This is a genomic window from Mesorhizobium sp. M1409 (assembly GCF_040317535.1).
Lineage (GTDB): Bacteria > Pseudomonadota > Alphaproteobacteria > Rhizobiales > Rhizobiaceae > Mesorhizobium.
Genome location: NZ_JAMYKV010000001.1, coordinates 275,886 through 287,904 on the forward strand (window position 1 = coordinate 275,886; position 12,019 = coordinate 287,904).

A 12,019-nucleotide genomic window follows, 5' to 3' on the forward strand; every position below is an offset into this window, starting at 1 on the left:
GATTCATGCCGTGCGACACAGGGGCTCAAGAATCATTGCGTCCCTCAAGAATGGTCGGGATGTCGCGGGCACCATGCAAAATGCGCTCGATACGCACATCATCGCCATCGGCGGTGTAGAAAATCACATAGCGCAGAAATGCGATGGAGCGCAGGCCGGGCCATAGACTCGGCTGGGGAACGCCACCGCGTGGCGCGTCAGCAATGCGGCCGCAGCGTTCCCTGAGCGCAGCTATGAAGCGTCGAGCCGCAGCGGGATTTTCAGCGAGGATGTAATCGCCGATCTCTTCGACGTCCTGCGCGGCGGCTGGCGCAAATATGACCGCCATTGTTCACGGCTTTCCGCCGCTGTATTTTGCTTCCAGTCGCTTAAACACCTGTTCGGCCGGGATGCCCGGGCCACTTTCCACGCCTTTTCGAATGTCCTCTCGTAGCGCCGCAAGCTTTGCCTCGCGCTGTTCTTCGCGCTCTTCCAGCAGGCGCAGGCTATCGCGCACAACTTCGCTGGCGCTGGCATAGCGGCCGCTCTTTACCAACTCGCGCACCAATGTCTCATAGCGGGGGCCGATGCTGTAACTTGCAGGCATGAGTTATCCTTGCTTTTACCCAATATTATCAATTTTTGATAAATCCGCCAAATCAAATCTGATGGCCTACATGCTTGAGCAGCCAGTCGCGAAAATTGGCGACGGGCGGATGGCCGCGCTTGTCGTGCGGGACGACGAGATAATAGGCGCTGCGGCTTTGCATGGGCTGGCCGGGCGCCGATACGAGCTGGCCGCGCTGCAATTCGCCTGCGATGAGGATCAACGGCAACAGCGCCACGCCGAGCCCCGCCATGCAGGCTTGGGCCGCGGTGCCGAACTGTTCGAACTGCATGCCCGGTCCGGTGGGCGCGCTCAGGCCCTGATGTTCGAACCATTCGGTCCAGGCGCCAGGGCGCGTCGCCATGTGCAGCAGCGGCAAGCGGCCGATATCGGCCGGTGAGGCGATGGCGCGGCCGGCGAGGAATTCGGGCGACACCACCGGCGCCACCGTTTCGCGCACCAAGAGCGTCGAGTCGGCCTCCGGCCAGTCCGGCAGCCCGTAGTGGATGGCGGCGTCCAGCCTCTCCCTGGCGAAGTCGAAGCGGCCGACGCGGGTGACGAAGTTGATGGTGATGTCAGGATTGTTTTCGACGAAATCGGGGATCATCGGCATCAGCCAGCGCGTGCCGAAGGTGGGCAATATGGCAAGGTTCAGGATGCCACTATGCCGATTGCTCATCAATCCGAGAGCTGCGTCACGCAACTGGCCAAGCGCTGAACGTACCGCGTCGGCGTATATCTCGCCCGATGTCGACAGCCTGACATTGCGGCTGTCGCGTTCGAACAGCCGGCGGCCGAACTGATCTTCCAGCGACCTGATCTGTCTACTGACCGCGCCCTGGGTCAGATCAAGCTCCTGGGCAGCAGCGGTGAAACTGCCGAGCCGGGCCACAGCCTCGAAGGCGGCAAGGGCGCTGATGTTGGGCAAAAGGCGGCGCTGGACATTCATGATCCATTACTAACGCTCATTGATCGGTGAAGCAATTTCGTTTGATTTTTTCAAGGCGCAGGCCGATAAGCCGGGCCAAGATTTTGCTTCATGCATCTCGTCATCCAAAACTGCTGAACATGTTTGGGCGACATGCATTGGTTTGGGAGAATGCCATGGCCGCCGACAAGAATGCATTCGTCTGGGAAGACCCATTCCTGATCGAGGACCAGCTTTCGGAAGACGAGCGCATGGTGCGCGATGGTGCGGCGGCCTTTGCCGCCGACAGACTGGCGCCGCGGATTGAGGACGCCTATCTCAACGAGACCTTCGACACCGCCATCTTCCGCGAAATGGGCGAGGCCGGCCTGCTCGGCATCAATATCCCCGAGGAATTCGGCGGGCTTGGCGCCAACTATGTGACCTACGGGCTGGTCGCGCGGGAAGTCGAACGCGTTGACTCGGGCTATCGCTCGATGATGTCAGTACAGTCGTCGCTGGTGATGTATCCGATCCATGCCTATGGCTCGGACGAACAGCGCAAGAAGTACCTGCCCAGGCTCGCCAGCGGCGAGTGGATCGGCTGTTTCGGGCTGACCGAGCCGGATGCCGGCTCCGACCCGGGCGGCATGAAGACGCGCGCCGAGAAGACCTCGAACGGCTACAGGCTCTCCGGCTCCAAGATGTGGATTTCCAACGCGCCGGTCGCTGATGTGTTCGTCGTCTGGGCGAAGTTGAAGGGCGAGAACGGCAAGGACGAGATCCGCGGCTTTGTGCTGGAAAAGGGCATGAAGGGGCTTTCGGCGCCGACGATCGGTGGCAAGCTGTCGCTGCGGGCATCGATCACCGGCGAAGTGGTGATGGAAGGCGTCGAAGTCGGCGAGGATGCGCTGTTGCCCAACGCCAAGGGCCTTGGCGGCCCGTTCGGCTGCCTCAACCGGGCCCGCTACGGCATTTCCTGGGGCTCGATGGGTGCGGCGGAAGATTGCTGGCATCGCGCCCGCCAGTACGGCCTCGACCGCAAGCAGTTCGGCAAGCCGTTGGCCGGCACGCAGCTTTACCAGAAGAAGCTCGCCGACATGCAGACCGAGATAGCGCTTGGACTGCAGGCATCGTTGCGCGTCGGACGGTTGCTCGACGAAGGCAAGATGGCGCCGGAAATGATCTCGATCGTCAAGCGCAACAATTGCGGCAAGGCGCTCGACATCGCCCGCCAGGCCCGCGACATGCATGGCGGCAACGGCATCCAGATCGGCTACCACGTCATGCGCCACGCGCAGAACCTGGAGACGGTCAACACCTACGAGGGCACGCACGACGTGCATGCGCTGATCCTGGGACGGGCGCAGACGGGGATACAGGCGTTCTTCTGAGCCTTCGGTAGCCGCTTAAATTAGGTGCACCGCAACATCTGTGCTTGGAGAATGGCCGCCATTTGTGTCAGGGTTCAGCGAAATCGTTTGAAACGCTGAATTCCGGGGCCCCATGGCAATTCTGGCAGCCGTCTATCACCTGACCCACTACAAGTATGACCGGCCGGTGGTTCTCGGGCCCCAAATCATCAGGCTGCAGCCGGCGCCGCATTCGCGCACCAAGGTGCTCAGCCATTCGCTCAAGGTCGAGCCGGCGAACCACTTCGTCAATCTGCAGCAGGATCCCTACGGCAACTTCCTCGCCCGTTTCGTCTTTCCGGAGCCGGTGACCGAGTTGAAGATCGAGGTCGACCTCGTCGCCGACATGACGGTCTACAATCCGTTCGATTTCTTCGTCGAGCCATCGGCGGAGGCGTTTCCGTTCGAATATCCGGAAGAGATACGCGATGATCTCGCCATCTACCGGACGCCGGAACCGGCTGGTCCGTTGCTTTCGGCCTTGCTCGGGACGATCGACCGCAGCGCGCCGAATACCGTCAATTTTCTCGTCGATCTCAATGCCCGGCTGCAGCGCGAAATTGCCTATATCGTGCGCATGGAGACCGGTGTGTTCTCGCCGGAGGAGACGCTTGCCGCGAAAAAGGGTTCATGCCGGGACTCGAGCTGGCTGCTGGTGCAGATCCTGCGCAATCTCGGCATCGCCGCGCGCTTCGTTTCCGGCTATCTGATCCAGCTCAAGCCTGACCTCGTCGCGCTCGACGGGCCGCCGGGAACCGCCGTCGACTTCACCGACCTGCATGCCTGGTGCGAGGTCTATCTGCCTGGCGCGGGCTGGATCGGCTTCGATCCGACCTCCGGCCTGCTAACCGGCGAAAGCCATGTGCCGCTGGCGGCAACGCCGCATTTCCGCAACGCAGCCCCGATTTCCGGCATGGCGAGCTTCGCCAATGTCGAATTCGGCTTCGAGATGCGGGTCGACCGCATCGCCGAGCATCCGCGCATCACCAAGCCGTTCTCGGATGAGAGCTGGCAGGCGCTCGACGCGCTGGGCAACAAGGTCGATGCAGCCCTTACGGCGGGGGACGTGCGGCTGACCATGGGCGGCGAGCCGACCTTCGTATCGATCGACGATTTCGAGTCGGCCGAGTGGAACACCGCCGCCGTCGGCCCGACCAAGCGCGAAAAGGCCGACGAACTGATCCGGAAACTGCGCGAGCGTTTCGCGCCCGGCGGCTTTCTCCACTATGGCCAGGGCAAATGGTATCCGGGCGAAAGCCTGCCGCGCTGGACCTTCTCGCTCTACTGGCGTACCGATGGCCAGCCGGTGTGGAGCGATCCGTCGCTGATCGCACGCGAAAAGAGCGAGGCCGATATCGGCCCGAAGCAGGCCGAAAGTCTGCTCACCGCGATTGCCGGCGAACTCGGCATCGACAAGACCATGGTCAGTGAAGCCTATGAGGATCCGGCCGAGTGGCTGCTCAAGGAAGGCAAGCTGCCGGAGAATGTCGATCCATCCAACTCCAAGCTGGAGGATCCGGAAGAACGCAGCCGCATGGCGAAGGTGTTCGAACGCGGGCTGACCAAGCCGTCAGGCTATGTGCTGCCCGTCCAGCGCTGGAACAGCCAGGCATCAGGGCCACGCTGGCGCTCGGAAAAATGGAAGACGCGGCGCGGCCGGCTATTCTTGGTGCCCGGTGATTCACCGGTCGGCTACCGCTTGCCGCTCGGCACCCTGCCCTATGTGCCGCCGGAGCAATTCCCCTACATCGTGCCGGTCGATCCGTCGCTGCCACGCGGACCGCTGCCCGCGCGTGAAGCCTTAATGCCTGTGACGGCTCCGGCCGAACTCGAAGGCGCCGACGAGATGGCGCGGCGCCAGCAGGCGGCGTCCTTCACGGCGGCGACCGGCCCGCCGGAGCGCGTCCAACATCCGAGCCCCGCGTTGGGGGGCGCGGGGCCCACCGCGCTCTCGGTCGAACCGCGCGACGGGCGGCTTTGTGTGTTCATGCCGCCAGTTGAAGCGCTCGAAGACTATCTGGAACTCGTCGCGGCGGCCGAGAACGCGGCAAAGGCGATTGGCCTTCCCGTGCATATCGAAGGCTATGGCCCGCCGCACGATCCGCGCCTCAACGTCATCCGCGTGGCGCCCGATCCCGGCGTCATCGAGGTCAACATCCATCCGGCGTCCAACTGGCAGGATTGCGTGGCGACGACGACGGCGATCTACGAGGAAGCGCGGCAGACGCGACTTGGCGCCGACAAGTTCATGATCGATGGCCGCCACACCGGCACCGGCGGCGGCAACCATGTCGTGGTCGGCGGTGCGACGCCCAATGACAGCCCGTTCCTGCGAAGGCCGGACCTGTTGAAGAGCCTGGTGCTGCAATGGCAGCGGCGTCCCTCGCTGTCCTATCTCTTCTCAGGCCTGTTCATCGGCCCAACCAGCCAGGCGCCGCGCTTCGACGAGGCGCGTCACGACTCGCTCTATGAGCTCGAAATCGCGATGGCGCAGGTGCCGCATCCGGAGCAAGGGGCAGCACCCTTGCCGTGGCTGGTCGACCGGCTGTTCCGCAATTTGTTGACCGACGTCACCGGGAATACGCACCGCTCGGAAATCTGCATCGACAAGCTGTTCTCGCCGGACGGACCGACCGGCCGGCTGGGTCTTGTCGAGTTCCGCGGTTTCGAGATGCCGCCCAATGCGCGCATGTCGCTGGCGCAGCAGCTGCTTGTTAGGGCGATCATTGCCCGGGCGTGGAAGAACCCGCTCGATGGCCGTTTCGTGCGCTGGGGCACCTCGCTGCATGACCGCTTCATGCTGCCGCACTATGTCTGGGCCGATTTTCTCGACGTGCTCGACGACCTCAAGCTCAACGGCTTCGAGTTCAGGCCCGAATGGTTCGACGCCCAGCTCGAGTTCCGCTTCCCGTTCTGCGGCGAGGTTCAGCATGCGGGCATCAAGCTGGAACTGCGGCAGGCGCTGGAGCCGTGGCATGTCATGGGTGAGCAAGGCGCGATCGGCGGCACCGTACGCTTCGTCGATTCATCGGTCGAGCGGCTGCAGGTCAAGACCGAAGGTCTCAATCCGGAGCGTCACGCGATCGTCTGCAACGGCCGCATCGTGCCGATGAAGGTCACGGACAATCGCGAAGTCGCGGTGGCGGGCGTCCGCTTCAAGGCCTGGCAGCCGGCTTCTGGCCTGCATCCGGCACTGCCGGTCAACACGCCGCTGGTCTTCGACATCTATGACCGGTGGTCGGGCCGGGCGGTCGGCGGCTGCGTCTACCATGTCGCGCATCCGGGCGGGCGCAACTACGACACTTTCCCGGTCAATGGCAATGAGGCGGAGGCACGGCGCCTCGCCCGCTTCGAACCGCGCGGCCATACGCCGTCCGCTTATGTGCTACGTGAGGAACAACCCGCTGAAGATTTCCCGATGACCCTTGACCTTCGGCGGCCGGCAAGACTCTGATCAGCGATGGTAAAGGGGAATCACAAGAGGGTACGCGGCAAGCCGCGGATCCACAGCCTGCTGGAGCACTACCAGCCGATCGACGGCGTCGTCGACGAGATGGTCGATCCATCAGGCAATCCCCGTCCTGTCTGGAAGCACTTCATCGAAGCACTCGACGAACTGGGGCCTGAAAAGCTTAGCCAGCGTTTCGCCCGCGCCGACCAGTATCTGCGCGACGCCGGCGTCTACTACCGCGTCTATGACAAGGCCGGCACCAATGAGCGCGAATGGCCGCTGGCGCATGTCCCGGTTCTCATCGAGGAGAGCGAGTGGGCGGCGATCAGCGCTGGCCTCGTGCAACGCGCCGAGCTGTTCGAGGAAACCATCGCCGATATCCACGGGCCGAACCGGCTGATCGAAAAGGGCATCTTGCCGGCGGGACTGATCGCGGCCAGTCCGGAATATTTGCGACCCCTCATCGGCACCAAGCCACCCGGCGGTCATTTCCTGCATTTCTGTGCCTTCGAACTGGGCCGTGGGCCTGATGGCCAGTGGTGGGTGCTCGGCGATCGCACGCAGGCGCCGTCCGGCGCCGGCTTTGCGCTGGAAAACCGTGTCGCCACCACGCGCGCGCTGTCCGATATCTATGGCGAGATGCATGTGCATCGCCTTGCCGGCTTCTTCCGCCGTTTTCGTGATGCGCTGATCGGCATGGCCAAGGAAACCGACGGCCGCGTCGCCATCCTGACGCCGGGGCCGCTCAACGAAACCTATTACGAACATGCCTATATCGCCCGTTATCTCGGCATCATGCTGCTCGAAGGCGAGGATCTGACCGTTTCCGGCGGCAGGCTGATGGTGCGCACGGTTTCCGGCCTGATGCCGATCAGCGTATTATGGCGGCGGCTCGATGCCGCCTTCGCGGATCCGCTCGAACTGCGCGCGGATTCGCAGATCGGCACGCCGGGGCTGGTCGAGGCGATCCGCCAGGGCGCGGTTGCGACCGTCAATGCACTGGGCTCGGGCCTGATGGAGACGCGCGCGTTGCTCGCCTTCCTGCCCAAGATTTCGCGCGCCTTGCGCGGCGAGGAATTGCTGCTGCCGAGTGTCGCGACATGGTGGTGCGGGCAAGCGACCGAACGCGCGCATGTGCTGGCCAATATCGATCGCATGGTCATTGGCCCGGCGCTGTCGACGAGACTTGCCTTCGAGGATGACGACCAGACGAAACTTGGCTCGGCGCTGTCCGCCGGCGAGCGGGCGGAGCTGGTGTCGCGCATCGAACGCGATGGCGGCGACTTCGTCGGCCAGGAAGCGGTGACGCTTTCGACGACGCCCGTCTATGTCGGTGGCTGGCTGGAGCCGCGGCCGGCGAGCCTGCGCGTCTACCTGGCGCGAACACCCGAAGGCTGGACGGTGATGCCGGGGGGATTTGCCCGCGTCGGCCTGTCCCTCGACCCGACGGCGATCGCCATGCAGCGCGGCGGCCAGGCGGCGGATGTCTGGGTTGTCAGCGACAAACCGGTGGAGCGCGAGACGCTGCTGCCGCAAGAGAGCGACGGTTTCACCCGCACCAGGCCCGGCAGCCTGCCCAGCCGTGCGGCGGAGAACCTGACCTGGCTCGGACGCTACATCGAACGCTCGGAAGACACGGTGCGCATCCTGCGCGCCTATCATGTGCGGCTGGCCGAGACGTCCGATCCGGACATGCCTCTCTTGGCGGACATCAGGGATTATCTCGAACCTTTCGGGATCGACGTCGAAACGGCGATCCCGAAAGGGCTGATCGGCACGCTGGATAGTGCGGTCTACAGCGCCGGGCAGATTCGCGACCGCTTCTCGCCCGATGGCTGGCTGGCGTTGAAGGACCTGTCGAAGACCATCCATCAGTTCGCGACGACGGTGGCACCCGGCGACGACGCGACCCGGGCGATGACGGTCATCCTGCGCAAGCTCGCCGGCTTTTCCGGCCTGCTGCACGAGAATATGTACCGCTTCGCCGGCTGGCGCTTCCTCGAGATCGGCCGCCGGCTGGAACGCGGCATCCAGATCGCCCGCACTCTGTCCCGGCTGACCAGCGCCAAGGCGCCCGACGGCGCGCTCGACATGATGCTGGAGATCGGCGATAGCGTGATGACCCACCGTCGGCAATACCCGGTGCAGGCCGGCCGGCGCACGGTGATCGACCTGCTGGCGCTCGACCCGCTCAATCCGCGCTCCATCCTGTTCCAGCTCGAAAGGCTGAAGGCCGAGATCGGCCTGTTGCCGTCGATCGGCGGGGAGGGGCACATGTCGCCGGCGGCGAAGGAAATCCTGCAGCTCAACACCCAGATCGCCATCAAGGAGCCTTCGGACATGACGGCAAAGGCGCTGGATGAGCTCGCCCACGAAATCGGCGGCCTCTACAACAGCCTCGCCAAAGCCTATTTCGGCTAAGCTGGTTCCGAAACAAGAAAAGTAGTGCATGCTTTACGATATCAGGCTTCATCTCCATTACGACTATGCCGCGGCGGCTGGTGGTGGCCGCCATCAGATCCGCGTGCTGCCGTCGACGATATCCGGCGTTCAGCGCGTCATCGCCGCATCCCTGTCCTTTGCGCCGGCGCCCAACGAGCGTTCTGATTTTTCCGATTTCTTCGGCAACAACGTCACCTCGATCGCCTTTCGCGAGGCGCATGACACGCTCGACATAAGGATGAGCGCACGCGTATCGGTGTCGCGGCCCGAGCCTGGGCTCGACGTGTCGCCCGATATCGGCCGGCTCAGGCAGGAACTGGCCGCCGTGCGGTCGCTGGCGCCTGATACACCGCACCATTTCCTGACGGCCAGCACTCACGCCGGCATCGACGGTGCGATCACCGGCTACGCTCGGGACAGCATCACCGGCTCTGCCACCGGCACGGCGATGAACCTGTGCAATCGCATCCATCGCGATTTCACCTATGACGGAGAGGCGACCACGGTGCGAACCCGGGCCAGCGATGCCTTCAAGCTGAAGCGCGGTGTCTGCCAGGATTTTTCGCACATCATGATCGCCGGCCTGCGCGGGCTCGGCATTCCGGCCGGCTATGTCAGCGGCTTCCTGCGCACCATCCCGCCCAAGGGCAAGCCCAGGCTGGAAGGCGCCGATGCCATGCACGCCTGGGTCAAGGTCTGGTGCGGGCGCGATGCCGGCTGGCAGGAATTCGATCCGACCAACGGCATGCGGGCCAGCAACGACCACATCACCGTCGGTTATGGCCGCGACTATTCGGACGTGGCGCCGATCGTGGGCGTTCTCAAGACCACGGGGGGACAGGTCGGCGAGCAAGCTGTCGACGTCATTCCGGTAGTGCTCGAAAAAGCGTGAAAGCAGGTTGGTGCAGCGACCTCTTCGCTGTAATTCCGACGGACAAGACTACTTCTCAAACGCCGATGCAGCAGCTACTTTGCATTCGTTTCGAAGTGGACAATAATTGTATTCTTATGCGCGTTGGCGCGGGGTTTAAGAGTGATCAGCGTCGTTATTCCTGCCCACAATGCGGCGGCGACCATCGGGGCGACGCTGGCTTCTCTTCGCAGCGAGGCCGAAATCATCGGCGAGATACTGCTGGTCGACGACGCATCGACGGACGACACGGCAGCCGTTGCGCGGCAGTTCGCGGCGGAACTATCGTTGCCGTTGCATGTGCTGCCCGCCAGTTGCCGCGATGCCGGCGGAACCCGCAATGTGGCGCTGGCGGAGGTGCTCCATCCCTGGGTATACCTGATCGATGCCGACGACCTGCATCTGCGAGGCGGATTACGCTCGCTGCTCCGGAAGGCGCAGGAGCAGCCGGAAGCCGATATGATCGTGGGCGCCTACCGGCGACGGGTGAACGGCCAGGATCGACAGATCAAGGTGCCAAACGGCTATCAGGCCGCGTGCCTGGCAAACGCTGCCGCCTATGTGAAAGGCGACATACGGTCGGTCGCCGTGGGCAGCGTTCTGGCATCCCGAGCCCTGATCGGCGAGACGAGATTCCCGGTCGGATTGGCTTATGACGAGGACACGCTGTTCTGGGCGCGGCTGATGAGCAAGGCATCGCTGGCCATGGTTTCGCAACCCGTCATGGTCTATGAGGTTTCGCCGATGCGTTCCGACGACCGCTTTGCGATCAACCCGGTACGGCGCTTCCTGGATTGGCGCCGACAATTGCGCACGCTTACCGACTGCAGCATTCCGATGTCGGCGCTCAAGGCCAGGGAAGGGCTTGTCGCCCTCAAGATCGCCCGGGTCCATTATGCACGCGGCGATCTGGACACCGCGGCGCGCTTCCTGGCGGTGGCCGCGGCCGCACCAAAGCGTTGCTCGGAAGCCTGGCGCTGCCTGCGCTACAGGTTCAAGCTTGCGGCGCGGCGGCGCTTGTCACCGCCGTCGATCCAGCTGCAAGGCGCCCTGTAGGCGCCAGTTCCGCTGGGACCGACACTATACAGGCGCACAGTCTTTTCAGGCGGCGTGTGGAACCAGCAATCGGCCAGTGGCTTATCTACCGATATTTGCGCGGAGCTGACATGCTGCAGAAATCCGGATTGTCGCACAGCCGGTCGGCTGACGAAGACGCTGTGCCGAAAAATCGCGCGCCGAAGAACGGGTCGCAAAGCTCGGCCGATCATGCGTCGCTTACCTATGTCAGTGACGCCGAGCCGGGTATCCGGCGGCTGAAGACAAGCAAGGGGTTTTCCTACAAGGGGCCGGATGGGCGGCCCGTTGCGGATGCTACCAGGGCGCGTATCGAGGCAATCGTCATTCCGCCAGCCTGGACGGATGTGTGGATTTCGCCCGACGCCGACGGCCATATCCAGGCAACGGGCAGGGACCTGCGCGGACGCAAGCAATACCGCTACCATCCGCAATGGGCCGAAGAACGCGACGGCGCCAAATATTCGAGCCTCGTCGCCTTTGCCGAAAGCTTGCCGGACCTGCGGCGCAGGATCGACAGCGATCTGCGCCATACTGGTCTGCCGCTCGAGCGTGTCGTCGCCGCGGTCGTCTGGCTGCTGGACAACACGATGATCCGGGTCGGCAATGCCGCCTACGCCCGCGACAACAAGAGTTTCGGGCTGACCACGTTGCGTGACCGCCATGTCGATATCGTCGGTTCAAGCCTGCGGTTTGCCTTCAAGGGCAAGTCCGGCAAGGAGTGGAAGCTGAAGCTGATCGATCGCCGCATCGCTGGAATCGTGCGCGGCGCGCAGGATCTGCCGGGCCAGCAACTGTTCCAGTATCTCGATGAGGACGGCGGCAGGCGGCCGGTCCGCTCCGAGGACGTCAACCGCTATATCCGCGAGGCTGCCGGCGATGCGTTCAGCTCGAAGCATTTCCGCACGTGGGGCGGCACCATCCACGCCGCGTCGCTGTTTGCACAGACGGAATTGCCGGAAAGCCAGGCGCTGCAAAAACGGGTGATGAACAGCGTCATCGACAAGGTTGCCGAGCGGCTGGGCAACACACGTGCCGTCTGCCGCAAATGCTACATCCATCCGCAGGTCTTCGAAGCATGGTCAGAGGGGCAATTGCTGGACGAAATGGCCCGGGCCAGCAAGCGCAAGCGCTCGATCGATGGTCTGGACGACGAGGAAGCTCTCGTGCTGCGATGGCTGAAGATACGCGAGAGCTGACCGGGAGCGACGGAGCGTCGCCAAATCCGCAGCATCGG

9 protein-coding genes are annotated in these 12,019 nt (G+C 63.6%); 6 read left to right on the forward strand and 3 right to left on the reverse strand.

The window, feature by feature from the left end; genetic code table 11:
* Positions 1 to 25 precede the first annotated feature (25 nt).
* From NKG99_RS01350 to NKG99_RS01360, 3 genes are read right to left on the reverse strand one after another with little or no spacing between them, the layout of a single operon-like run.
* Positions 26 to 328 carry a type II toxin-antitoxin system RelE/ParE family toxin gene (locus NKG99_RS01350; RefSeq protein ID WP_352863436.1) on the reverse strand — a complete coding sequence of 101 codons (303 nt, stop codon included), beginning with the start codon at positions 326 to 328 and terminating at the stop codon, positions 26 to 28.
* 3 nt (positions 329 to 331) lie between these two features.
* Positions 332 to 586: a type II toxin-antitoxin system ParD family antitoxin gene (locus NKG99_RS01355; RefSeq protein WP_352863438.1), complete on the reverse strand. Its 255-nt coding sequence runs from the start codon at positions 584 to 586 to the stop codon at positions 332 to 334.
* Between the two features lie 52 nt (positions 587 to 638).
* Complete coding sequence (locus NKG99_RS01360) at positions 639 to 1,535, reverse strand: LysR family transcriptional regulator (RefSeq protein WP_352863439.1); 897 nt, start codon at positions 1,533 to 1,535, stop codon at positions 639 to 641.
* Between the two features lie 155 nt (positions 1,536 to 1,690).
* Between NKG99_RS01360 and NKG99_RS01365 the strand changes: the two genes are divergently transcribed.
* From NKG99_RS01365 to NKG99_RS01390, 6 genes are all read left to right on the forward strand, one after another.
* Complete coding sequence (locus NKG99_RS01365) at positions 1,691 to 2,887, forward strand: acyl-CoA dehydrogenase (protein WP_352863441.1); 1,197 nt, start codon at positions 1,691 to 1,693, stop codon at positions 2,885 to 2,887.
* Positions 2,888 to 2,999: 112 nt separating this feature from the next.
* A complete protein-coding gene (locus tag NKG99_RS01370; RefSeq protein ID WP_352863443.1) occupies positions 3,000 to 6,359 on the forward strand; it encodes a transglutaminase family protein in 3,360 nt (1,119 codons plus the stop codon).
* A gap of 6 nt (positions 6,360 to 6,365) precedes the next feature.
* The gene (locus NKG99_RS01375; protein ID WP_352863445.1) at positions 6,366 to 8,777 is read left to right on the forward strand and encodes a circularly permuted type 2 ATP-grasp protein; all 2,412 of its coding nucleotides are present in this window, start codon (positions 6,366 to 6,368) and stop codon (positions 8,775 to 8,777) included.
* A 28-nt stretch (positions 8,778 to 8,805) separates the two neighbouring features.
* Complete coding sequence (locus NKG99_RS01380; protein WP_352863446.1) at positions 8,806 to 9,690, forward strand: transglutaminase family protein; 885 nt, start codon at positions 8,806 to 8,808, stop codon at positions 9,688 to 9,690.
* A gap of 141 nt (positions 9,691 to 9,831) precedes the next feature.
* Complete coding sequence (locus tag NKG99_RS01385; RefSeq protein WP_352863448.1) at positions 9,832 to 10,764, forward strand: glycosyltransferase family 2 protein; 933 nt, start codon at positions 9,832 to 9,834, stop codon at positions 10,762 to 10,764.
* Between the two features lie 110 nt (positions 10,765 to 10,874).
* Positions 10,875 to 11,981 (forward strand): DNA topoisomerase IB, encoded by a 1,107-nt coding sequence (locus NKG99_RS01390; protein WP_352863450.1) that lies wholly within the window; start codon positions 10,875 to 10,877, stop codon positions 11,979 to 11,981.
* The last annotated feature ends 38 nt before the right edge of the window (positions 11,982 to 12,019 follow it).